The 23,891-nt window shown below is 64.9% G+C and carries 20 protein-coding genes; 7 read left to right on the top strand and 13 right to left on the bottom strand.

Features of this window, described 5'->3' with window-relative positions; all coding sequences use genetic code 11:
• Positions 1-274: 274 nt before the first annotated feature.
• The 7 genes from MJD61_07770 to MJD61_07740 all read right to left on the bottom strand — a co-directional run bounded on the left by MJD61_07770 (position 275) and on the right by MJD61_07740 (position 9,601).
• Positions 275-442 carry a hypothetical protein gene (locus MJD61_07770; GenBank protein MCG8555172.1) on the bottom strand — a complete coding sequence of 56 codons (168 nt, stop codon included), beginning with the start codon at positions 440-442 and terminating at the stop codon, positions 275-277.
• A gap of 20 nt (positions 443-462) precedes the next feature.
• Positions 463-4,806: an FG-GAP and VCBS repeat-containing protein gene (locus MJD61_07765; GenBank protein ID MCG8555171.1), complete on the bottom strand. Its 4,344-nt coding sequence runs from the start codon at positions 4,804-4,806 to the stop codon at positions 463-465.
• Between the two features lie 36 nt (positions 4,807-4,842).
• The gene (locus MJD61_07760) at positions 4,843-6,150 is read right to left on the bottom strand and encodes a radical SAM protein (protein MCG8555170.1); all 1,308 of its coding nucleotides are present in this window, start codon (positions 6,148-6,150) and stop codon (positions 4,843-4,845) included.
• On the bottom strand, positions 6,141-6,440 hold the full coding sequence (locus MJD61_07755) for a PqqD family protein (GenBank protein ID MCG8555169.1): 300 nt from the start codon (positions 6,438-6,440) through the stop codon (positions 6,141-6,143). Before MJD61_07755 ends, MJD61_07760 begins: the two co-directional genes overlap by 10 nt.
• Positions 6,433-7,320, bottom strand: a complete 888-nt coding sequence (locus tag MJD61_07750) for a hypothetical protein (protein MCG8555168.1) — start codon at positions 7,318-7,320, stop codon at positions 6,433-6,435. The genes MJD61_07755 and MJD61_07750 overlap by 8 nt, the downstream gene beginning before the upstream one ends.
• 60 nt (positions 7,321-7,380) lie before the next feature.
• Positions 7,381-8,766: a cyclic nucleotide-binding domain-containing protein gene (locus MJD61_07745; GenBank protein ID MCG8555167.1), complete on the bottom strand. Its 1,386-nt coding sequence runs from the start codon at positions 8,764-8,766 to the stop codon at positions 7,381-7,383.
• A 532-nt stretch (positions 8,767-9,298) separates the two neighbouring features.
• The gene (locus MJD61_07740; GenBank protein ID MCG8555166.1) at positions 9,299-9,601 is read right to left on the bottom strand and encodes a hypothetical protein; all 303 of its coding nucleotides are present in this window, start codon (positions 9,599-9,601) and stop codon (positions 9,299-9,301) included.
• 149 nt (positions 9,602-9,750) lie between these two features.
• Here MJD61_07740 and MJD61_07735 point away from each other — a divergent pair, with 149 nt between their 5' ends.
• From MJD61_07735 to MJD61_07710, 6 genes are all read left to right on the top strand, one after another.
• Positions 9,751-10,881 carry a DegT/DnrJ/EryC1/StrS family aminotransferase gene (locus MJD61_07735; protein MCG8555165.1) on the top strand — a complete coding sequence of 377 codons (1,131 nt, stop codon included), beginning with the start codon at positions 9,751-9,753 and terminating at the stop codon, positions 10,879-10,881.
• A complete protein-coding gene (locus tag MJD61_07730; protein ID MCG8555164.1) occupies positions 10,878-11,852 on the top strand; it encodes an ABC transporter ATP-binding protein in 975 nt (324 codons plus the stop codon). Before MJD61_07735 ends, MJD61_07730 begins: the two co-directional genes overlap by 4 nt.
• 216 nt (positions 11,853-12,068) lie before the next feature.
• Positions 12,069-14,120, top strand: coding sequence for an excinuclease ABC subunit UvrB (uvrB, locus tag MJD61_07725; protein ID MCG8555163.1), 2,052 nt, complete (start codon positions 12,069-12,071; stop codon positions 14,118-14,120).
• 114 nt (positions 14,121-14,234) lie between these two features.
• The gene (locus MJD61_07720; GenBank protein MCG8555162.1) at positions 14,235-16,070 is read left to right on the top strand and encodes a hypothetical protein; all 1,836 of its coding nucleotides are present in this window, start codon (positions 14,235-14,237) and stop codon (positions 16,068-16,070) included.
• Positions 16,060-16,320 carry a DUF4266 domain-containing protein gene (locus MJD61_07715; protein ID MCG8555161.1) on the top strand — a complete coding sequence of 87 codons (261 nt, stop codon included), beginning with the start codon at positions 16,060-16,062 and terminating at the stop codon, positions 16,318-16,320. The genes MJD61_07720 and MJD61_07715 overlap by 11 nt, the downstream gene beginning before the upstream one ends.
• Before the next feature lie 52 nt (positions 16,321-16,372).
• Positions 16,373-17,497, top strand: coding sequence for a DUF3570 domain-containing protein (locus tag MJD61_07710; GenBank protein MCG8555160.1), 1,125 nt, complete (start codon positions 16,373-16,375; stop codon positions 17,495-17,497).
• Between the two features lie 298 nt (positions 17,498-17,795).
• Here the strand turns inward: MJD61_07710 and MJD61_07705 are convergent, their stop codons facing one another.
• The 4 genes from MJD61_07705 to MJD61_07690 all read right to left on the bottom strand — a co-directional run bounded on the left by MJD61_07705 (position 17,796) and on the right by MJD61_07690 (position 20,237).
• Positions 17,796-18,209: a type II toxin-antitoxin system VapC family toxin gene (locus MJD61_07705; protein ID MCG8555159.1), complete on the bottom strand. Its 414-nt coding sequence runs from the start codon at positions 18,207-18,209 to the stop codon at positions 17,796-17,798.
• Positions 18,206-18,442 carry an AbrB/MazE/SpoVT family DNA-binding domain-containing protein gene (locus MJD61_07700; protein MCG8555158.1) on the bottom strand — a complete coding sequence of 79 codons (237 nt, stop codon included), beginning with the start codon at positions 18,440-18,442 and terminating at the stop codon, positions 18,206-18,208. Before MJD61_07700 ends, MJD61_07705 begins: the two co-directional genes overlap by 4 nt.
• Positions 18,443-18,625: 183 nt before the next feature.
• Positions 18,626-19,273, bottom strand: coding sequence for a protein-L-isoaspartate(D-aspartate) O-methyltransferase (locus tag MJD61_07695; protein ID MCG8555157.1), 648 nt, complete (start codon positions 19,271-19,273; stop codon positions 18,626-18,628).
• A 1-nt stretch (position 19,274) separates the two neighbouring features.
• Positions 19,275-20,237 carry an RluA family pseudouridine synthase gene (locus MJD61_07690; GenBank protein MCG8555156.1) on the bottom strand — a complete coding sequence of 321 codons (963 nt, stop codon included), beginning with the start codon at positions 20,235-20,237 and terminating at the stop codon, positions 19,275-19,277.
• Between the two features lie 52 nt (positions 20,238-20,289).
• Here MJD61_07690 and dnaJ point away from each other — a divergent pair, with 52 nt between their 5' ends.
• Positions 20,290-21,390: a molecular chaperone DnaJ gene (gene dnaJ, locus MJD61_07685; GenBank protein ID MCG8555155.1), complete on the top strand. Its 1,101-nt coding sequence runs from the start codon at positions 20,290-20,292 to the stop codon at positions 21,388-21,390.
• A 138-nt stretch (positions 21,391-21,528) separates the two neighbouring features.
• On the opposite strand, the gene MJD61_07680 is transcribed toward dnaJ, so the two are convergent.
• Positions 21,529-22,845 (bottom strand): FliI/YscN family ATPase, encoded by a 1,317-nt coding sequence (locus tag MJD61_07680; GenBank protein ID MCG8555154.1) that lies wholly within the window; start codon positions 22,843-22,845, stop codon positions 21,529-21,531.
• A 6-nt stretch (positions 22,846-22,851) separates the two neighbouring features.
• The coding region (recF, locus tag MJD61_07675) for a DNA replication and repair protein RecF (protein ID MCG8555153.1) at positions 22,852-23,891 on the bottom strand (1,040 nt) is incomplete at its 5' end.

Below are 23,891 nucleotides of genomic sequence, written 5' to 3'. Positions count from 1 at the left end.
TGTTCCCGGCCACACCCAAGGCATCATGCTGTTTCCTTGCAGGCGCAGCGGAGCGCTCAGCTTGGACAGAGCAAGGAAGAAACCCCTCTCATCGTTAGCATCGTTAACAGCAAGGTCTCCACGAACAGAAGCGGCGCCCCCATGGGTTTCGCCGCTTCCGACCACGGCTGGCTGTGTCCATCCTCCTCGAAATATCCCCAACATTCCTCGTCGTTGCGCCTTGCCAGCGGCGCCCGGTCCTCGCCGAAACGCGCAAATCATTCTCTCGCGGGCCCTAAAGGCTCGCACTGGGCGTATCGGGGAACTCGCAAACCCCCGGCTGAATATCGCAGCCCAAGGCCAGCACGCTGAATTGAGCGCTCTCTTCGATCGCCGGTGGCTCGTAGGGCCGCCTAGCTGGGTCCTGAGGTGGTTCGCTCTGCCCAGGGACTTCGTCCTTCATTTGGATTCTCCAAGGCTTCACTAGTAGAGTATCTGCACCCGGCCGCGACCCGAGTTCGATTTGGGGTCGCCGAATGCGAGATCAGGGAAACCGTCGCCGTTTATATCACCTACATACTGGACGAAGCCCCATACGTTCTGATTGTCGCTGGAATTGCCCGCAACTATTAGGGGCTCGCCCGCCATGTCATGCCGTAGCCTAACAGAAGCCACGTCTGTGCCGATGGCGCCGGACTGTGCGCCCGACGCGACGTTGTCGGCATAGAACAGCAGCCCGGCACCGGGATGTCCACCCAACCCGGCGCTACCGATGAACAGCTCGCCCTTGCCGTCACCATCAATGTCTGCGTTCGAGGAAAAGGGGCCGCGAACCGATGCCATCGCCACGCCGAGGGAATCCGTGTTGGCGCCGCCCGCGTTGTCAAGCACAACCGCTTGGCTGGGGTCGAAGCTTCCGAGCCCGTCGCCGGGCCACACCTGCACCTGACCGAGGCCCCCGGCGAGGAACCACAGCCCCAGATCGGGTCCAGAACCGCCGACAACGTCACCCAACGCTGCGACCCGAACTGGGCTACCAGTTGGCGGTCCCGAAGCGATCTCGAGCAGCTCACTCTGATCCACGGCGACCAGCCCGCCGCCAGCACTGTAGGTCTGGCCAAATACACGGTAGACCGACCAGGGGGTACCGGTTCGGCCACGACCCAGAGTCGTGATTACGAGGTCGGAACGGTTATCACCCTGCAAGTCACCGACCCCCGTCACCCCCCAACCGAACTGGTACCTTCCGGAAACGGCGAAAACAAAGCCATCCGGGTCATTCCCCGCCATTCCGGGCGTTCCAGGAACGACGATCCTGGTACCGGATGCATAGGCTTTCCGGCCCAGCACAACGTAGACTCTGCCCTCGAACCCGCTGGCGAATCGGGCACTCGTTGCCAGGTCCGAGAGACCGTCGCCGTCGAAATCACCGACAGCGTCTACCCGCCCACCCAGCACGGCAAGGGACTCACTCGATACCAAACACACGTCAACCCGTCCCGCCACGCCGCAACCCGCCGGTACATCGATAGCGGTGGGCCACTCATCGGGACAGGCTTTGCCTGGATCAGCATCACGCCCGAAAAACACATAGACTCGTCCCATGTCCCCGCCCTGCGTTGAGCCGAGCCCAGCACCTTCTCCAATAGCAAAATCAGCACAACCGTCCCCGTTGAAGTCTCCGAGGCCCGCGATTTGCTCACCGAAGGCTCCATGCTGGACTGTCATCGAGTCCGGCAAGCCCGTGAAAGTCACCGATGGGGCATCCGGCAAGCGATCTCCGGCCCGAGCGCCAAAGTACAGATACGCCTCGCCATCGCCACCGAGCATGAGATCGGGGCGGCCGTCCCCGTTGACGTCTCCCAACGCTACCATGCGCATGCCGAGCCGAGCCGAGCCGGCAAGCTGGACTTGGTGGTCACGAAAGCTCAGAGCGACGGGAACGTTGTAGCCCGGGTCCGACGCAGCAGGTAGAGGCGTCAATTGGCCTCCTCCGTCCACCCCTCGAAGAATGCACCGCACAGGCTCCCCCATCCGAAACCCCGAAACATTCGCCTCCTGCACGTTCCCGCCCGCCGCTGGGTTCACGCCCAGCGTATAGGACCTAGCCGCCGACCAGCTGGCTTCGTCGGCGATCTGCCCCGGCGCCACAACACAGCGAAGCTCGTAGCCTGCAAGAGGCTGACCCATTGCCGCATCATCCACCGCGGTCCAGCGAAAGCGCACCGTGCCTGCGCGCGGATTGTCATCCTCCGTAGCAGGCGTCGTTGTTGGATCCAGAAGAGTCAGATCCGTGATCGGGTTGGGCGGCGGAAGGCTGTCAATGGTCACAGTCAGCACCTGCTCGGCGAACGCACCACCTCTTGCTGTGTCCGAAACTCTCACTCGAATATCAACCTCGCCCTGCTTGGCCGCCACGCACTCGCTGATGTCTCCACTAACGCCGACGGACGTGGTCTCGACGGGAAGGTCCGCAATCTGAATCTCGACCAACGAGCCCGCGGCCGCGTCTGTAGTTGCTTCGACCTGAACATTGAACATCCCCGTACCCGCGCATCCCCCCGAGGCATCCAATGCCGCCCCGTTCATGGGGGCCGTAATCGCAAGGGTGGGGATATCCACGACCTGCACCTGACACGGGGGGGTGATGCCGAGGTTGCCAGCACCGTCGGTAGCCTCCACCACCACCGAGTAGGTTCCTCCGTTTTGGAAGCTCACATTCGGGAACAGAAACTGTGAGGCGCCTGAGGGAACGGGCGTCGTTGACGTGAAAACCGGCACGGCTGGCGTCATGCCATCGGTACGGAAGATCTTCAGCTCAAGCGCTGCAACCGGCGAGAATACCCGAACATTCTTGGTGATCTCGCCCCCTGAGGTCGAAGGAGTGAATGCTTGGCACAAGGCGCCGTCCACTGGATCCTGCTCGTAGAAAAGTACATCCGGTGGTTGACAGTCGTGGTTCAGCGTGAGCGGGCTTGACTGGCCTTCCAGCCGGCCGCCCTGCTGACGGGCGACGATATTGACGGTGGGCGAGGTCCCCGCGGCGACGGCTACTGAAGCGAAGGTGGCTCGACCTCGGAATCCCATGGGCATGGCCGGCGCCGCGACGCAGTCGGCGCTGCCGCCCGACAGCTGAACACCCGTAGCTTCAACATGAAGTGTAACGGGGCGGCCCACCTCGTCGCACAGCACCTCGAATCGCACGTCGCAAGCGGGTGTCGTCGGGTCAAGGTCCGCCACATAGCTTTGGCCCTCGTACGTGTTTCCCGCAGAGTTGAAGCGCAATGCATCCGGGTTCTGAGGGTCCGGAACGGCGAAGGCGAGCTTCGGTGCATCTGATTGGCGCTCAACGGCGACTCGTTCCTGGGCAACGTTGCGAGCCACGTCACGCACTTCGAGGCACAGGGACTGCATACGGTTACTCGACAGCGTGACATTGGCGCTCACGCTCCGCGATCCATCGTGCGTCTGGAACGGAACGCCCTCGATCCCGGTGCACTCCGCTGCCCGCACCCCGGTGCAGCCGTCGCCCATGAGGGTGCCTTCAAGCTCGACTTGCAGCCCGGCCTGCATGCTGTTGACGTCGTCGGTCTCGATGAAGCTCGTGCCCGCCGCAGGCGAATCGATACCCAGGGTGCAGGGCACGGTGTCCACGACCCAGCGCCCGGCAGCGGACCTGGTGAGGTTGCCAGCGTCGTCCCGGCATTCGGCAAAGACCGTGTGGCCGCCGTCTTCAAGTGAAACGCCTCCGAAAGTCGCAATGGCCTGGGGCCCGTTGACCACCGGATTCATCATGGGGGGGGTATTGAAATTGCCGTCCACGATGAGCCGCACGGGCTGGTTCGCGGCGGAGCTGTCGGTCGTGACCTGAAAGTCCGTCTGAAAACCGGGCATGCTCGACACATCGTCCTCGAGGTTGAGAAAACCCGTATCGGTGCGTGGTGCGGTCAGCTCGCAACTTGCGCCTTCGCAGTCGACCAGCAGATCGCCTGGATAGCGCAGCGCATCGCACACGACGCCCGCGAGGTTGAACCTGACCTCGAGCAGGTTCGGAAACGTGCCGCGGTTGCCGAGCTCGACGTCGTCGAATACCAGCGCCCCACCCGCTGCCGCGACCACCGGCCCCGGCGTGCCGTTGACGAACAGCTGCCCTTCCACGCCGTCGAGCGCGTTGGTCGCCAGCGCGACGGTGGTGGCAAAGGTCATCCCGCAGCCCTCGCCCACGGTGTCGCTTCCCGGTCCGAGCGTCCGCTGCGTGGCACCCATGGCCGGCGGCAGCGGTGTCACGAACAAGGCCGTGGGACATCCTCCCGGCCCGATCGGCGGACCACCCCCAAGGTCCGGAGCCGTGTACACCACACCCGCGGACCGAACGCTGCCGAGGAACGTCTCCGCGCTCAGCTCGTGCGTGCCGGCGGGCAATGTCACCATGATCATGGCGTTGCCCGCGTCGTCGGGCGCGCCCACCCCCTCGAGCAGCCTCGCGAGCACCGGGTCTCCGGCGTCGACATGCAAGACGATCCTCGCCTGCCTGGTGAGATTCGTGGACGTGACCGCCACCAGCGTCTGAAAGCCAGGCTGGTCCGGACTGATATCGTCCGCCGGTGTGAACATCTGGTTGGGCGCTGGGCTCACGATCGTGAGCATGCCCGCGCCATCGTCGCTGACGCTGCAGCCGCAAAACAATACAGATGCAAGCGTCCAGATGACGCCCGCTTCCCGCGCGGCAGGGCGATCCAGCTGTTTCACCGCGGCTGCTCTTCTATCAACGCCTGGAACCTGGCCGATCACCATGTGAGTGTCTCCTTCGTCCGAAATCCGCTCCATGACAAGTCCAGCGCCTGTGGGTCACTCTGCATATGTTCAAGTCGGCGCCGCCCCAGAGGGGACGGTCTCCCAAGTCGGTCGCTTCCCCGGCCTCCGCAACTTAACGAGCTGGCCCGGCATCGCCGAAGCCTCGGGTGCTGGCGCCCCACCCTCTTCGGGTCGCACCCATTTCAGCGCCGCCGAGAGCTCTTCGTCGCGAGGTGTGATCCGGTCGGGAAACGACTCGAAACTACCCCTTGCAGCCTGGCGGTACGGCCCAATGGGCGATACCTCTCGATCGAAGGGCGATCTCCCGTGAACCGACTGGTAGCGCGTCTTGGCGGCCGCACATGCTGCCCCATAGGGGCCGAGGGCATCGCCGGCTGCGCGCGCCGTCGCAAAGCAGCGAGAACAATAATGGCGCAGGTCGCACTCTCGACAGCCATGCAGATCGTCCCAGGTCAGCTCTCGAATCGTCCTGACGTTTTCGTCGTACTTCCAGGAAGCCTCGATCCCGTCGCGCGACGCGTTCCCGCACGCCACCTCGAGTTGAGAGCACGGTCTGAGCTCTCCGTTGGCCTCGATATGAAGCGTTCGGCAGGCTCCGCAAACAGGACGTTCATTGCTCTTGTAACGAGGCCCGGTGATCTGCGCTCTCCTCTTGATCTCGGGGTCGCTAACGATGCGCTGCTTGAGCTCCCATGGATACGCCATGGCCTCGGGATCCCGGCGGCCGTCTTCGCGCGGCATAAGCACGCTCTGATCCAGACTGAAAAGCGCACCAAGGTCGCTGGCCAACCGCATGTAGCGCCTGTAGTCGCCGCCGTTGACAGTCATGATCGGCGTCTTGACGCGCACGCGCACGTTCTCTTCGACAAGGTACCGCACTCCTCTGGTGGTGCGTTCCCACGATCCCGGCACGCCCGTCACCCAGTCGTGTACCTCTGGGCGTGGCGAATACAGGCTAATCTGCACCTCACGCACGTTGAGGCGCGCGAGGGCACGGGCCAACTCCTTGCTCATCGTCAGCCCGTTGGTGAACAAAGTGATCGAGAAGCCAAGCCCGCTCGCATACTCGACGAGCTCGAGAAAATCCCTGCGGAGCGTAGCCTCGCCACCCGAGATGCACAACATGAGCACGCCCAGACCGGCCAGTTCATCCATGACCCGTTTGACCTGCTCGGTTGTCATCTCCCCCTTCTTACCCTGCACTTGATAACAGTGGACACAAACCTCGTTGCAGCGGTCCGCGATTTCGATGGTTGCCGTGAGGGGAAAGTCGCGTGCCTCGCCAAGGCGAAAGAGCAAGTCATCCGCGTTTGCCGTCTGACTAGCTGCCGCCCCGCTCGTGGCTGTTACTCGCACTGCAATGCTCCCAACTCGTGGAGGCGCTCAACGAAGCAGCGCGCGTCCGCCTCCGCCTTGACGCAGTCCACTTCGAATTCCTCTGCGAGGCGAACCGCAATCTCACGGATGGAGCGGCGGTCCGCGAGTTCCCAGACTCGGCTGCCCACATCGTTTAGCGCATGGAGCTCCTGACGATCGATAATCACCAGAACCGCACGACCGTCAACGTTACGCCATGCCACCCGGTCGGCCCTTCGAATCAGACCATTGAGCTTGGTGCTCGACCCTGGAGCGAGTTGCTCAGGCATTGTTCATCCATTCTTCAATGACGTCGCGCAACGGGGCTCCGAGGACAGTCCAAAGCTCGGCGACGGGGAGCGCGCGGCTGATCTCGGCACAGGCCGCCAAGAACCTCGCCTCGCCAGAAGCCCCGGTACCGCTCTTGGCATTCTCACGCACAGCGAGGGTGGCGTGAACCAAATGCAGCGGGACTATGCGAGCGGGCGAGCAACTTGCCTTGCGAACTCGCAGGATACCGGCCACCGCCAGAGCCCTACTCGAAGATACTGGTGAGTGCGCAGGCGCGCCGCCCGGGACTCCCCACGCGAACCAGCGGCTGCGGCAGCGAACCAGAGCAGCATGATCATAAGACAGCACACGAGCGCCGGCGCACTGATCGGCCGAGGTGGACTTGCCGGCGCCCGAAGGACCCATGAGCAGTACGACCTTCTCACCGAGCTGAAGCGGGACAGCATGCAGACGAATGCCACCCTCACGCTCCACGACCGTCGCAGAGAGCGCGGAGGTAAGCGCCCGGATTCCCTCGTGCGCGGACGGCACGAGCGCCCTTGCCGCGTAGTCACCCCGGTCGCACCGACGGAGCATCGCATGCAAACCGCGTGTGCGAACTCTAGCCCGATCGCCGTGCCATTCGCATGCGACGTCAGCGTCCCCCTCGAGCGTAGGGCCCGGGCCCGCTTCGAGCGCACACGCGATTCGGCCAGCCACCGGAAGTGCGTCCGAGCAGGCGGTGATGTAGGACTGTACCGCTGGAGGAACATCCCACTGCAACCCCCTTACCCGGACATCGAAACGCACGCCCCCGAAATAAAAGCTCCGGCGGCGCCCGGAAACGCCAAGCGCGAGAGCAGCATCCGAGTCTGTCAGGGCCAAGCCAAGCTCCATCATGTTCCGGCAAGCCACTCGTTCGCTGTGGGTTTGCGCGAACACAACCATCCCGCCAGCTGCCTAAACCAGCACAACATCTTCCACATCTAGGGCTCGTTGTGCAACCACGCTACGGGTTTCTTCGTCGCGCTGGGTGGCGATTTCGTAAAGCCGTGCGAGCAGGTTGGGGTGCTCGCGGATGCTGTGTTGAAACTGCTCGTGTGTGAGTTCCAGCGCGACTGTGGGATGGGTCGCGACCACGCTGGCGTTGGCCTCTCGACGCAGAACGAGCGAAATTTCGCCCACGACGTCGCCCGGACCGAGCACGGCGAGGACCACGGTGTCGCCGTCTTCGTCAGGACTGCAGACGCTCACCTCGCCGCTGGCAATCAGATACAGCCCGGGGGCTTGGCTTCCCTGCGTTATCAGTGCCCGACCCGCTCCAAAGTGGCAGGTCTTGAAGCGACCCATGAGCTGTTCGCGCTGCTTGGGCTGTAGGCTCGACAGGATGGGACTGTGGCGTACGAGGTTTTGGAGCATCCTGCGCTGGCAAAAACGGGCCAAGGTCTCGCCGAGCGCGGGCTCTTGACCCGCAAGCTCTTCAAGGCGCTCGCGCGACGCCACCAGCACCTCCGAGGCGGTGGCTGCGATGACCGAGGCCGCACGGGGAGCGTCGCTGACGAGCGCCATTTCGCCGAACAGATCGCCCGGGCCCAGATTCGCGAGCCCTGCATGCTCGCCCGCGCTCTGCCGAACGACCTGCAGCCGACCCCGCGCCAGCACGAAGGCCTCGCGACCAGGCTCCCCCTCGCGAACCACATTGGCCCCGGGTTGGATTTCCCGTGAACCGAGAATACCCAACAGGCGCACGAGCGCGTCGGCGGACAGCGACCCGAACAGCGCGAGCCGTGGCAGCCGGGACGGTGCGCCGCTGCCGGCCTCCAGGGACAGATACAGCTGCAGCAGTTGCTCCGCCCGCCCCAAGAGGGGCTCGCCGGCTAGCGCTTGCTGCTCGGCTGGCGCCGGCTTGCCGTCTGGCAACGGCGGCGGGGCGACAGGGGCATCGGTCACGCGCTCCGAGCCCCGCGCAAACGCCTGAGCCAGACGCCGCAGCGCCGCCTGCCTTCGCTCTGCGGCAAGCAGCCCTGCGGCTACCACCCCGCCCGGCAGGTCACCGCGGTCGATGAACGCGGTGACGAGGGGATCGATGGCGCGGGACGCCACCTGGTCGCGCCTCGCCTCGAGCAGCAGCCGCACCACCAGCAGAGCCGCCCACGGACCCGCGGTGCGGCCCTCGATCGCGGTCAGGGCCAGGCGAAGGGCCCGCTCTCGCTGCCCGGCCGCGCGGTCGGCCCAAGCGCGCTCCAGCGCGGTCGGCGGCGCAAAGCCGGACGCGCCATGGTCGCTCGAGCTCACCCCGCTGTGGCCGTGGGACTCCGGGTGGCTGCGTGTGGGAGAGTCGGACATGGGTCAGCCGCCCTGGATCAAACGCAGCTCGGCCACGTCTTGGACGCTCGGGGCCCGGGCTGATCCGGGTCACCCCGATATTACCACGATAGGAAAGGTAGGCATTCACGAAAAAACAGGTCAAAACCCCCGCATTCATGCGGGGGATAATCCGCTTCGGCTACGCCTCCTGAAGGCTTCGCCTAAAGGCGAGGGTTTTCACCCATCCCCCAGGGGTGACAATAACGCAACCAGCCATCCACAAGCGGCAGCAGGCGTTTGATTTTTATTATCGAGTGCTTATACGTTTTTTGCACAGGGAATCCACATGGGCGCCGATCCGCGCTGTGGAAAAACGGGTCGCTTTCGACACACGAGCGTAACAATCGTGACATGGGCGCTACGGGGTCGACAGTAGGCGCTCGGCTTCGGCTCTCAACGAAACCGTTCGGGGTCCCAGGAAGCCGGGCTTTCGGGCGGTTTTCTGGGCGCGCACGCCCGCAGCAGTCGCACGAGGAATACGCCGGGCTGCGGTTCGGATAACGGTTACCTCTCAACTGTTGCTCTCCAGTCTCGTATCTCTCGGCTGTTGTCCTGCCGGCCCCGATCGCAGCGCGTCGCGCAGCAGCGGCGCAAGCCAGATGGACTCGTGGTCCGAACGCCGCAGCGCGTCGAGAACGAGCGCCAGCCTGTCGGCGACGGGAGCGTGCGGCGACACAAAGACGGTGAGCCGGCCCTGGATGCGGCAGACGCCACCGAGTACTTGCGCTTCGTCGGGCAGCCTCTGGACGCGTACCTCGACACCCAGCTTGTCAAGCGCGATCAGCGCGGCCTCGAGCAGGCCTTCGGGCTGCATGCGGGCACGATAACCCGGCCTGACCGAGCGCGGGAAGACGAACGGGGTCCGCGCGGCCCCGTCCCGTGGGTACGAACACGGCCAAAAGTATCAAACTAGAAGCGCAGAGGGACCCCCGAACTGACGTATGATCGAGCGCAAGACGTGGCTTGGGACAACGCGACCTGGCAGTGATCCCTCTGTGCAAGCCGATGCTGGGCTCCGAAGAGCTCGACGCCGTGGCGGCGGTGCTCGGTTCGGGCCGCCTCGTGCAAGGGCAACGGGTCGCCGAGTTCGAGGAGTTGCTGGCCGCGACCTGCCGGCGCACCTTCGCGGTCGCCGTGGCGAGCGGTACGGCCGCGCTGAGCCTCGCGCTGCAGGCGGCGGGGGTGGGCTCCGGCGACGAGGTACTGTGCCCGGATCTGAGCTGGCCAAGCCCCGCACATGCCATCATCCGCTGCGGCGCGAGCCCCGTGCTGGTGGATGTGGATCGCCACGAATGGAACGCCCTACCCGCCGCGTTCGCCGAAGCACGTACCGATCGGACGCGCGCCGCCGTGGTGATCGACCAGTTTGGTGTCCCCGCCCGAGTGACCGAAATCCAGGCGGCGCTGGGCGAGCTACCGCTGATCGTGGACGCGGCCTGCAGCCTCGGAAGCTCCCTGCATGGTGAGCCCTGCGGTTCGATGGGACTCATCGCCTGCCTCAGCTTCCATCCGAGAAAGCTGCTGACTACGGGCGAAGGGGGCGCCTGCCTGACCGACCAACCCGAGCTGGCGCACAGGCTCACGGTCTTGCGCAACCACGGTCAATCCGCGCCCGGCCGGTTCCGCGAGCCTGCGGGTAACTTCCGGCTCACCGAAATGGCTGCCGCCATGGGCAGCATCCAGCTCGGACGTCTGGATGCCATCGTGGCCCGCAGGCGAGCGCTCTCGGCCCGCTACCGTGCGGCGCTGGGCGGGCTCGAGTTCCAGCGCGCCCCAGCCGGTGCCGAGTGGAACGTTCAGACCATGGGCGCGCTGCTTCCGCGGTCTGCAAGCCGGCGCGCCAGCGTGCTCGAACAGCTGCGTGCCAGGAACGTCGAGGCCGGTATGCTCTCGTACGCGATGCATAGCTTGCCGCAGCTGGCACAGGCCAGCCAGCTGGCTCGGCAACGGGGACGCTCCTTTCCAAACGCTCAGCACATCGCCGAATACGGCATCGCATTGCCGCTCTATCCGACGCTGCAAGCCGGCGAACAGCAACTCGTGATCGACGCCGTCGCTGCTGTGCTGGGGGGCGGCGCGGGAAAAGCACCATGACGCGTGCCAGCCGCGCACCCTGCTCCATGGCTGGCGACAGCGTGCTCGAGGTCCGTGACCTGCACAAGACGTTCCGCATCGGCTTTTTTCGCAAGCCGGTGCATGCGGTCAGGGGCATTAGCTTCAGCGTGCGGCGGGGCCAGATCTTCGGCTTTCTGGGACCGAACGGCGCAGGAAAGACCACGACGATCAAGATGGCACTGCGCCTGATCCATCCCCCCCGGGGCAGCATCCGGCTGTTCGGCTCGGAGGGCGCCAGCCGCGAGGCGCGCGCGCGACTGGGCTACCTGCCCGAAAACCCCTATGTCTACGAGTATTTGCGTCCGCTCGAGTTTCTGGACCTGTGCGGCCGGCTGGTGGGGCTCCAAGAACGCGAACGCAAGGCGCGCAGCACGAAGCAGCTCGAAGACGTGGGGCTTTCGGACGCCGTCGATCGACCGATCGGTCGCTTCTCCAAAGGCATGATGCAACGCATCGGCCTGGCGCAGGCGCTGCTGCACGATCCCGAGATGCTGATCCTGGACGAACCGTTCAGCGGGCTCGATCCCGTAGGGCGCAAGCACGTGCGCGATGTGCTGCTGGATCAACGCAGGCGCGGCAAGACCTTGATCTTCACGAGTCACATCCTGAGCGATGTCGAGATGCTCTGCGATGAGGTGACGATTCTGAATCAAGGCCTCGTCAGTGCAACGGGGTCGCTTTCCACGCTCCTGCGACCCGAGGTGCGCCACGTCGAGGTCGAGCTTGCGAACGTGACCGCGGCGTGCCGCGCGCAGCTCGAACGGCAAGCCATGCAGATCAGCGACTTGGAGGGCAGCCTGGTAGTCACGATCGAAGGCGATGCAGCAGTGCCTGAAGTCGTCCGCAGCGCGCTCGACCATCAGGCTACCTTGATCGCGGTGACGCCGAAGCGCGAGACCCTCGAGGACCTCTTCGTGCGCAAGGCGGTCAACCAGGATTCGGGCCCTTAGGGCCCGCGGAAGAATAACTCGTGCGTTTCGGTGAGGACTGGGCGCCGCTGGCGAGGCGCGCCGACGAGGAGTATTGGGGATACTTCGAGGAGGAGCAACATAGCCGGCGGTGGTCAGAACCGGCGAAATGGATGAGCTATTCTTCCGCGGGCCCTTGGACTGGTGGCCGGTCCGCAGGACCCTGGTGAACTCGTGATTCGTGCTACTAGTCGCGGCATGCCCGAAGCGGCGCAACGATTCGAGCTACTGAGCGACCTGTCGCCGCGCGGTGATCAACCGCAGGCGATCGAGCAGTTGTGCCAGAGCCTGACGCAGGGGCAGCAGCATCAGGTGCTGCTGGGCATCACGGGCAGCGGCAAGACGTTCACCGTCGCCCAGCTGATCCAGCAGTTGCAGCGCCCCGCGTTGATCATCGCGCCCAACAAGACGCTCGCCGCGCAGCTCTACTCGGAGATGAAAAGCTTCTTCCCGCGCAACGCGGTGGAGTACTTCGTCAGCTACTACGACTACTATCAGCCCGAAGCCTACCTTCCCACCACCGATACCTACATCGAAAAGGATGCGATCATCAACGACCGCATCGACCGCATGCGACACAGCGCTACCCGATCGCTGTTGTCGCGCCGCGACGTGATTATCGTCGCCAGCGTGTCGTGCATCTACGGCATGGGCTCGGCGGAAGCCTATCAAGGCATGATCGTCACCATCAAGCGAGGCGAAGAGCTGCTGCGCGACGAGCTGCTGCGGCGGCTGGTCGACATCCAGTACCAACGCAACGACGTCGACTTTCACCGGGGTACCTTCCGTGTCCGAGGTGACGTGGTCGAGATCTTTCCTGCCTACGAAGAAGACCTGGGCGTACGGATCGAGTACTGGGGCGACGAGATCGAGCGCATCAGCGAGATCGAGCCGCTGCGGGGCAAGGTCGTGCGTGAGCTCGAGCGCTACGGCGTCTATCCGGGGTCGCACTACGTCACGCCCGAGGATCAGCGCCGGCGGGCGATCGAGTCCATCCGCGCGGAACTGCGCGTGCAGCTGCCCAAGCTCGCACAAGAGGGCAAGCTGCTCGAACGGCAGCGTCTCGAGCAGCGAACACTGTACGACCTGGAGATGCTGGAACAGATGGGATTCTGCCACGGCATCGAGAACTACTCGAGGCATCTTTCGGGTCGCTCCGCGGGCGAGCCTCCACCGACCCTGCTCGACTACCTGCCAGAGGATCATCTGCTCGTGCTCGACGAGTCGCATCAGACCGTCCCGCAGCTCGGCGCGATGTTCCGTGGGGACCGCTCGCGCAAACAAACCCTCGTGAACTTCGGCTTTCGCCTGCCGAGCGCGCTCGACAACCGGCCGCTCCGGTTCGAGGAGTTCGAGCAGCGGGCCAGCCAGCGTATCTACGTGAGCGCGACGCCTGGCGACTACGAGCTCGACAAGACGGGCGGTGTCGTGATCGAACAGGTCGTGCGACCCACCGGCCTGATGGACCCGAAGGTCACGGTCAAGCCTGTCAGCAACCAGGTCGACGATCTGCTGCACGAGATCCGACTGCGCGCCGAGCGCGATGAACGCGTGCTCGTCACCACGCTGACCAAACGCATGGCCGAAGATCTTACGGAGTACTACGCGGAGTTGGGCGTGCGGGTGCGCTACCTGCATAGCGACATCGACACCTTGGAGCGTGTGGAAATCCTGCGGGATCTTCGCTCCGGCAAGTTCGATGTGCTGGTGGGAATCAACCTGCTTCGAGAGGGGCTGGACTTGCCTGAAGTATCGCTGGTGGCGATTTTGGACGCCGACAAGGAAGGGTTCCTGCGCTCGCCGCGCTCGCTGATTCAGACCATCGGCCGGGCGGCGCGCAACGTACACGGACAAGTCATCATGTACGCCGATCGTCTTACGCGGGCCATGCAGCAAGCCATCGACGAAACGGAGCGCCGCCGCGAGATCCAGGCGCAGTACAATCACCAGCACGGCATTACGCCTCGCAGCGTGCGCAAGGCGTTGCCGGACATGGCGACCGACGCCCTCGAACAAGACTATCTGCCCGTGCCCAAAGGGGACGCACCCGAGGACGACGCGCACTCGGAGTCGCTCCCGCTGCTGATCGAACGGCTGCGGAGCGAAATGCTGATTGCGGCAGATCAACTCGAGTTCGAGAGGGCGGGGGAGCTGAGGGACCGCATCACCAACCTGCAGGGCGGAGCCCAGCAACCTGGAAACACGCGCCAAGGGCGTCAGAGACGCGCTTTTCGGCGGGCTCGCCGCTGATCGGGCTACCGCGCAAAATGCAGCCGCGCAAGGCCCACGTAGCCGCCAAGGTGGCCCCAAGAAGGCCCGCGCTAAACGCTTGAGTGCGACCGGTCCGCGCGCTAGGCTGCGCGGATGCCATCATGCTCGGGAGGAGGGTTCGCGCGCTGGCTTGGTGTGGCGCTGGCGGCACTGGGTGCTCTTTCGAGCTGCCCGGAGGCGGCTGCCCAGCAAGCCTCCACCCTGGTGCGTTTCGAATTCGTTCCCACCAAGCGAGCCCAGATAGCCATCTGGATCGAGAGCGCCGAAGGCGAGTTCTTGCGTACCGTTTGGCTTACCGAAGCCGTGGCTCGCCGAGGCATCGGCAACCGGCCCGGTGCTTCACAGATGAACAGCGGTTGGCGCTGGCCCTACGGGCGCCGCGAAGGGGTGCTGCCGGTGTGGGCGCACGCCAGGGCGCAGGCACCCGGCGCGCAGAGCTTCCCTCGCGTCATCTTTCAGGACCGTCGCAATGCCGGCGGCGTGCCTGCGGAGGGCTACGCATCGCGCTCGAGCAACGATTTCTCCCCCGACGATTACTTCTGCCTGTCGTTCAACGCCGAGCTGTCGCGGCACGACCAGCTCGACGCCATAACCTGCGCGAGCCAGTTCAACAGCGACAAGGGCCGTTACCTTACGTCGCTCGACGTGGGTAGTGGCTACGGGGAGCCCTACGAGGCCAGCCGGGGCGCGGGCACGATGCGTCCGCTGTCGCTGAGCTCGCTCTATCCCGCACGCAGCGACGTCAGGCGGTGTGCCGCCACCTCGTGCTTCGACCACCAGGACGTTGCCCGCTTCGCCAGCGATGTGCGCCAGGTGATGCCCGAGATCGACGCGGTCACCCACGCTACTCAGCCGGGAGACGAGCTCGTCGACTACACGTGGCCGTTTCCCTTGGATTTGGCGCCCGGCGATTACGTGGCCTGGCTCGAAATCAACGTCGAGGGCGACTACGGCGCCGGCAGCACGGCCTTTGGACCCGACGCGTTGCCGACGCCAAGCACGCCTCAAGACAGCTGGGACTCTTGGGCCTTGACCTTTGGCTACCCCTATCGGGGCCAACCGTCCGTCGTCTACGCCCTGCCGTTCGAGACGTACAGCGGCCGGGAGACGACCTTCCAGACCAAGGAGGCTGCTGGTCGTGGCACCTGGGATAGCACGGCGCCTGGTTTTGGAGAGATCAACCAAAGCATGTTGGGCATACGGGACAATCCGGCCCTGGCACCCGGCAGCGGCGCCGACCGCCTGCGGGCCATGTCCGACGGCAGCCGCTTCAAGATCGGCGTTTCGGGCGGCTGTAAGAGCGATCGTGCACCGGGAGCCATCCAAGACCTGAGCGTGCTCCGGCACGGAAACGAAAAGCACTCGCATCAGTGGGCCCACCTGAGCTTCACGGCCCCTGAAGACGACGTGCAGATAGCGCGCTACGAAGTGCGTGTCGGTACCGAACCGATCAGCGACGAGACCTCCTTCCTGCGTGCGCTGCCCGCCAAATCGGCCAGCTCGGAAATGGATGCGCTGAAGATTCCAGTTGCCGGCGAAGAGCCGACGATCTCGATCGATTTCGGCGGCCTGGCTCCCGAGACCCGCTACTACGTGGGGATTCGCGCCGTGGACAGCTGCGCGAGCGCCGGGCCGATCGCGGTGGCTGAAGTGACCACGAGCGAGATCCACTTCACCACGGTCTCCCCCTGTTTCGTGGCGAGCGCTGCCTTTGGCACGCCGCTGGCCGAGGAGGTCTTCGTCCTTCGCAGGTTCCGGGATCGTTACCTGATGCCCTACGCAGCCGGACGCTATCTGGTCGACCTGTACTACCGGCACGGGCCCGTGGCGGCTCGAGCAATTCGGCACAACGAAACGCTGCGCGGGTTCACGCGACAGCTGCTCTCGCCGCTGATTTGGCTGGCACGTGCACTCGACAATGAGGATTAAAGAGGCTCCGAGAAACAGCCGCTCCGACCGGGCGCAGCCTCCTAAGCTTCTGCTGGTCACGGTGTGCCTGGCCGGCTTCGCTGCGGGCTGCGTTCACGTGGCACCCTACGAACGCGAGTACCTCGCCCGGCCCAGCATGGATCTCGAGCGTGAGGGACCCCAGGAGACGTTCCGGGGCCATATCTACGATTCGCGCGAAGGAGCCGTCGGAAGCAGCAGCAGCACGGGTGGCGGTTGTGGCTGCAACTAGGAGCGTGGCAACAGGGTGGGTACTCGGACCTCGCACGCGGCGCTGGATAGGCATGGTGTTGTTGCTGTCGAGCGTGACAGCAGCGGCGCAAGCCGACCAGGGCACCGGGAGCTGGTCGGGCTACCTCGAGCCGCGCGCCCGCTACTACTGGGATCGATCCACTCGAGTCGTCGTGCCCACACTCTACGGGCACGTCCAGACTCCCGGAGGGCTCGAGTTCGGCGCCACGGGCTTGGTGGACGTGATCACCAGCGCGAGCATCTCAGCCGGATTGCTGGTCGATCGCCGCTTTACCGAGTGGCGCAAAGAAGGGGGACTGTACGTCGGCTACGAAGCGGATCTGGGCGAAGCTCAGCTCAAAACAACGGTGTCGGGTCGCATCAGCCAGGAGCCGGACTACGTGTCACGCAGCGCGGGAGCCGCCGTGCAGCTGTCGCTGAACGAGCGCAACAGCGTGCTGCACCTGGCGCTCACCGTGCTGCCGCAGGACGAAGTGGGCAGGGTGCTGCGCGGCTTCAACGTGGTATCGGAACAGCAGCGCCGTATCCTGCGGGGCGCGAGCACGCTGCTCGGTTGGGACCAGGTCGTCTCCCCCACCATGGTGGCCTCGTTTTCCTACACGTTTGGATATCTCACCGGGTTTTTGGCGAACCGCTATCGCTCGGTTCGCACCAACGATTCGCCCCCCGTACCCGAGCAGCACCCGGGCCGGCGCCTGCGGCACAACCTGCAGGCACGACTGGCGTGGTACCACCCGGACACACAGATCGCCGTGCATGCCATGTATCGCGCCTACCTGGACTCGTGGAAGCTGGCCGCGCTGACGCCCGAGCTGCGGGTCTTCAAGGAAGTGGGTGACGACCTGGTGCTGCGCTGGCGCTATCGCTACTATCGTCAATCGGGTGCGATCTTCTTCAAGGAGAATCAGCCCTATTCGCAGCAGATCGACATCTACTTCAGCGCGGACCCCAAAATGGGGGCGTTCTCCAGCCACGAAGCGGGCGCGCAGATTCGGATGCGTTTGTTCTTCCTCGAGGACAGCCTGTTCGGCTTCGCCAGCAGGGCATGGGCCGACCTGAGCTTCGACTACGCATGGCGCACCTACACGGTAACGCGCTTCGATCCTCGCTACGGCAAAGCCATGATCGGAATGGCCGGCCTGCGCCTACCGTTCTAGTCCTTCAAACTACCCGCGACCCGCCCAAGGGCAGCACTGCACCGATCGGCCGCGACAACTGGAACACCTACGGCTGCATATGGACTGCCGAGAGCATCACCTTCACCGTCAATCAGAGCGGCGGGAAGCTCCGGCCTCCGGGCCCTAACCAGTGAACGACCTCGCCCGGCCAGATGGAACCCGCTTGCGGAATACGCGCTAGCTTGGAACGGCGGCAGCGCTTGTGTTGAGGCGGTCGACGCACGCTTCTGACAGCCCCGTTCCGCATGCGGCGCGGTGGGGGCCGCCGGACTGTAGGCTACTCCGGCTCCGGGCCGATAAGCTCGACTGACGGGAAGTACGTCCTGTAACGCTTGGTGTCCCTTGTCAGCAGCCGAAAGCCAGCAACCGCGGCGTGTGCTCCGATGTAGAAGTCGGGAAGCGGAGCTGTGCGTACACCACCCCTGCGCCGGTACTTAACAAAGGCCTTACCCGCAAGAAAGGCGGCTTCATACGGAAGCACTGCGCGGTGATACAGCGCTGACGGGAGCGCTTGCTCCAGATCCTCGATACGGCTGAAGGCGATCGAGACCTCCGCGTATATCAGAGCATTGATCGCGAGGGACGATCGATTCGCTACAGATTCGAGCGCGTTCGCTGACCAGTCGGACCAGTCGGGGTCATTTGTCGCTACATCCAGAATGACGTTGCTGTCGACGAGAACACGGGTCATCGCTTCGCGCGCGTGAGGGCGAGGATCGCTTCTGTGCTCATGCGAACGTCCGCTCGTCCCTTCAGGCGAGCAACGGCGTCCCCCCCCCGACCGCGTCCTCGTCGGGGCACGACCTTGACGATGCGCACCGCGTTCCGCTCCATCACGAACTCTACCTCTGTATTCGGAAGCAAACCGAGCCTCTCACGCACTTCGAACGGGATGGTCACCTGGCCCTTTGACGTAATCTTCATAGTATTACTCCTACCAGTAAGAGTAGGCTGCCTGGGCTGCAAGCGCAACCAGCGCTCCTGGAAGAGGGCGCTCTCGGCCTCGGGCTCGGTCCTGCGAAAAAAAGCGCAGCTCCGGTTGGCAGCCCAGTTATCCGGTTGCTGAAGGCATTGAAAGACCTCCCCTACTCTTGCACCGCCATGTAGCTAGTCCTGGCCCACCAGAGGAACAAACACGCACGGATCGTAGGACGTCTCGGTGAGCCGCTCTTCGCCCTTGTGCATGACAATGAGCGACTGCAGGCCGCGCGCACCGACCGGCATGACGAGGCGGCCGCCCTGGGCGAGCTGCTCGATGAGCGCTGGCGGCACCGCGGGGGCGGCCGCTGCCACCACGATCGCAGCATAGGGAGCGAGCGCCGGATAGCCTTGCCGGCCGTCGCCGGTCACGACCTGAACGCGCCGCTGGCCGATGGACTCGAGATTGCGAGCCGCTCGTGCAGCGAGTTCGGCAATGCACTCGATCGTGACCACGTGCCTGCACAGCTCGCCCAGCACAGCCGCCTGGTAGCCCGAGCCGCTGCCGAGCTCGAGCACTGTGGCCTCAGGCGCAATGCTGGCGAGCTCGCACGTGCGCGCAACAATGAAGGGCTGGGAGATGGTCTGACCATGTCCGATGGGCAATGCGCGGTCGGCGTACGCCTCGGTGACCAACCGAGTGGGTACGAAGGCTTCGCGCGGCACGGCGGCCATGGCACGAAGCACACGTTCGTCGGCGATGCCACGTCGCCGTAGCTGCTGGTCGACCATGCTCTGGCGCAAAGAGCCCGCCGTTGCTGTCGCTGGTATCCTCATTTCAGGGAGCTATCCCGGCCAGACAGCTCCGCAGATCGTCGCTGAGCGGCGCGCGCAGCCGCAACGGTCTAGCGCTGACCGGATGTCGGAAGCGAATCTCACTGGCGTGCAAGAAATGGCGATCGAGGGGAGCAAGCTCGGGTCCTTGGTACAGGCGGTCGCCCACGATCGGATGACCGATGGCGGCCAGTTGAGCGCGCAGTTGGTGACGAACCGCGCGGGGCGCTTTCAACCATAGCAGCGACAGGGGGCCGAGAGCGGTCCGCGAATCAAAAAGCGACCTTCGGAGGATCCAGCTGCGTACCCAAACTCCGCCCGAGCTGCATCTTTTTTGCACAACCACCTTGCGCCGATGAGCCACGAGCAAGCGGTGCCTGAGCTCGATCGGAGCCGAAAGCTCGCCGGCACACAACGCCAAGTAGCGCTTGTCGAGCTCTGAGCTGCGAAGCTGCAGCCGCAGTGCCTCGAACGCAGGGCGAGTGCGCGCGGCCAGCATCAGTCCCGACGTGCCCCCGTCAAGCCGGTGCACTAGCCCCCCTTCGCGCGGCCGGTAGCCCACATCCAGCATTTCCGGAAAGCGCGCGAGCAGGAAGTTGACCACGGTGTCCCGCTCGTCCGACCGCAGTGGATGGCTCGGCAGGTGAGGCGGCTTGTTTACGGCAACCAGGTGCGCGTCCTCGAAGAGCAGCTCGAGCTCGAACGCCGGGTTGACCTGAGGCTCGAAAGCGGTTTGTTCGGGTGCTCGCCTGAAGTTCACACGGTCGCCCGCCTCGAGGCGCTGGCCGGCGGTTGCCCTGCGATCGTTGAGCAGCACGGCTCCCTGTCTGAGCAGCGCCCGCGCCCGGCTACGGCCGCAGCCGGGGAAGCGCTCCCGGATGAAGACATCGAGCCGAAGACCCGCCTGATCGCGGGCAACGGTCAGGCTGCTCGCTTGATCGCCCCCCGGCTGGTCGTTACGGGCCATGACTCGGCTCTGGCAGTTGCCTTCCACAACACCCTAGGACAGGCTGCGCACCATGGCCTCCCGGGACTACTACGAGGTATTGGGTGTAGACCGAACCGCCTCCACCGAAGACATCAAGCGAGCCTATCGCAAGCTCGCCATAAAGCACCATCCCGATCACAATCCCGACGACGAAGGCGCAGAGGAAGCCTTCAAGACTGCGAGTCAAGCGTTTTCCGTGCTAAGCGATCCGGACAAGCGTCGCCACTACGACCGGGTCGGAGCCGCCGCCTACGAAAGAACCTCGGGATCCAACCGCGACCAGGTGGATTTCGGGGCAATCAGCGACATACTGGAAGGCTTGATCGGCGACGTGTTCCGAATGCGCCGAGCCGGACCGCGGCACAGGGCTCCGCGAAACCTTCGCTACGAGTTGGAGCTGACCCTGGAGGAAGCAGCCAAGGGCGTGACCAAGGAGATCCAGCTCGAGCGGCAGGTTATCTGCCCGCACTGCTCGGGAAGTGGAGCCGAGCCCGGTACGCCGCTCACCGAATGCCCGGCGTGTCAGGGCCGGGGCGAGATTCAGTTCCAGCGTGGCTTCTTCAGCGCCAGTCGTTCATGCAGCGCCTGCAACGGCAGCGGCAAACGCATCCAGACTGCCTGCAGCGAGTGCCGCGCAGAGTGCACCGTACAGCGCACTGAAACGATGACGGTGCGTGTGCCCGCCGGGATAGAACATGGCGCGGTGCGGACGCTGCGGGGCGGCGGCGAGCAGACGCTCGGCGGCACGGGCAACCTGCACGTCGAGGTGCATCTGAAAAAGCACCCGCTGTTTACCCGCGAAGATGCGAACATCCTGTGCGAGATACCCATCAGTTTCGCCCAGGCTGCGCTCGGCGCACACGTGGATGTGCCCACGCTCGAGGGCAAGCTGCGCATGAGAGTGCCTGCAGGCACACAGCCCGGCACGGTATTTCGGTTGCGAGGTAAGGGTTTCCCGGTCTTCGGTGGTTACGGCAAGGGGGACCAGCTGGTGACCGTGCATCTTGAGGTTCCAGCCAAGCTCAGCGAACGCCAGGCCCGCCTGGTTCAGCAGCTCGCTGCCGAGCTCGACGCCGAAACCCACCCAAGACAGCAGTCGTTCTTGGAAAAGCTACGCACCTGGCTCGGTTAGTTCCCGCCCAGAATCGATGCGAGAGCGCGTGCGCCCGGAGCGCCGGACCGAGGAATACTGGAAGTATTTCGCAGGGCCGGGGCGAGGACGTAAACCGCTGTCGCGCGATTCTGGGCGGGAACTCATGTCGGCGACGGGTTAGCTCGCCTCTATCCCGGCTAGCTCGAGTAGGGCGGAGCGGGTCTGATCGTAGGGGGTTGTCTCGTCCGAGCGCTGCCTCAGAAAACGTTCGATGGCCTCGATACGCTCGAGCGCCCGATCGAGCCTCGGATCGCTCCCCGGCTTGTAGGCGCCGAGCAGCACAAGGTCGCGCTTGGCCTCGTAGATCGCGAGATGCTCGCGCACGCGCTCGGCTGCCCTTCGGTGCGGCGGATCCACCACCCGATCCATGACGCGGGACAGGCTCACCAGCACGTCCACGGCCGGCCAGCGACCTCTGGCTGCGATCTCCCGACTGAGCACGATGTGTCCATCGACGATGCCGCGAACTTCGTCGGCGACCGGCTCATCCAGGTCGCCCCCTTCCACGAGCACTGCATAGAAGGCCGTGATCGAGCCCTTGCTCGCGGTGCCCGCCCGCTCGACCAGCCCTGGCAGAGCCGCGAACACACTGGGAGGGAAACCACGGCGAGCGGGCGGTTCGCCGGCAGCAAGCCCTACCTCGCGCGCCGCCCGAGCGAAACGGGTCAGGCTGTCCATGAGCAGCACTACTCTGCGGCCCCGATCGCGGAACCCTTCGGCCACGGCAGTGGCCACGTAGGCCGCTTGGACGCGCAGCAGCGCGGGGGCGTCGCTCGTGGCGCATACCGCTACCGAGCGACCGGCGCCGGTCGCGCCCAGGCAATCCTCCAAGAACTCGCGCAGCTCACGGCCTCGCTCTCCGACCAAGCACACAACAAACACATCCGCGTCCGCGTGCCGCGCTATCTGGCCAAGCAGCGTGCTCTTGCCCACACCGCTGCCGGCAAACACGCCCACGCGCTGGCCCTCGCCTACCGTTGCGAACGCATCGATCGCGCGTATCCCTAGCGCCAGCGGCCGCTCGATGCGCGCACGTTGCAGCGGCGCGGGCGGCTTTCGCATGACCGGCCAGCGCACGCCGCGCAGCTCTCCGGCGCCGTCGATGGGACGGCCCAGCCCGTCGAGGACACGGCCACGCAGGCAATCCCCGAAGGTGATCTCGAGCGGCGCTTGCAAGAGCTCGACACGGTCATCGGGCCCGACTCCGCGCGTCTCGCCGAACGGCAGCAGCAGTGCCTGGTCGCCCTGAAAACCAACCACCTCCGCCAGCAGCGGCTCACCAGCGCGGCGCCGCACGCGGACCAAGGCACCCACCCGGATCTCGGGCATGACCGCGCGCAGGCCGAGACCCACGACAGCATCGATCCGACCCTCTACAGCTACCGGGTCGAGCGAGCGCAAGCGCTCACGCCAATCTTCGCACAGCAGCGGCACCCTGGACTAGTCTACGAGGCTGACCACCCCAGCGTCCACGTGGTAGACACGATGTTCGGCGCCGAGCTGCACGTACTCGCGACGTGTGGTGGTCACGAACACCTGACCTGCAAGCTCCCGAAGCAGGCCGAAGAACCTCTGACTACGGATTGGATCCAGCTCGCTTGATACATCGTCCAGCAATAGCAACGGTCGCCGCCCGGTGCAGGTTTCAAAATAGCGCAGCTCGGCAAGCTTGAGAGCCAGAACGATGGTTCGCTGCTGCCCTTGAGAAGCATGGTGCCGCGCGGGCTCGTCGTTCAGTCGCAGTTCGAGCTCGTCTGCGTGCGGCCCACGACCCGTGAAACCCCGCGCCGTGTCCTTGTCGAAATCCTCGGCAAGCGCACGAGCCAATAGCTCCACACGAGGCTCCACACGGGGCAGATAGCGAGCGCTGATGGCCAGACCATCACCCGAAATCTGCCTGAAGGACGGCTCGAGCGCGGCTCCAAGCGCTTCCACCAGCAGGGCTCGGGAGGCGCCCAAGACCGCGCCCGCGCTCGCGAGCAACGGATCGTAGGACTGGACCGCCGGACGCGCCGCCGGGGGCTGACGCAACAGGCGGTTGCGGCTGCGCAATGCTCGCTGGTAGGTGGTCAGCGCGCTCGCGTAGGTGGGATCGATCTGCTCCAGAATGCGATCCAGAAAGGCTCGGCGTCCTTCCGGGGACCCAAGCACCAGTTGGTTGTCCCCCGGGTGAAAGAGCACCGCCTGACAGCCCTTGAAGTAGGCGGAGCGGCTGCGCGGTCGCTTTCCGTCCACACTGAGCCTGCGCCCATGGGCCCGTTGCAGCAGCACACGCTGGGTACGAGGCGGGCCGTTGTCCTGCACGCTCATGGCGAGCGTTGCGCACTCCCGCCCCCGTTGGATGAGGTCGGCCGTGCCCGCTCCCCGAAAGCTCCGGAGACAGGCTACGTAGTCCACGGCCTCCAGCAGATTGGATTTACCCTGTCCGTTGTCGCCACAGAACAGATTGAAACCAGGACCGGGATCGATACGCGTATCGG

Source organism: Pseudomonadota bacterium, assembly GCA_022361155.1.
Lineage (GTDB): Bacteria > Myxococcota_A > Polyangia > Polyangiales > JAKSBK01 > JAKSBK01.
The sequence above is the reverse complement of the archived record's forward strand: the minus strand, read 5'-3'. Positions and strand labels throughout refer to the sequence as shown.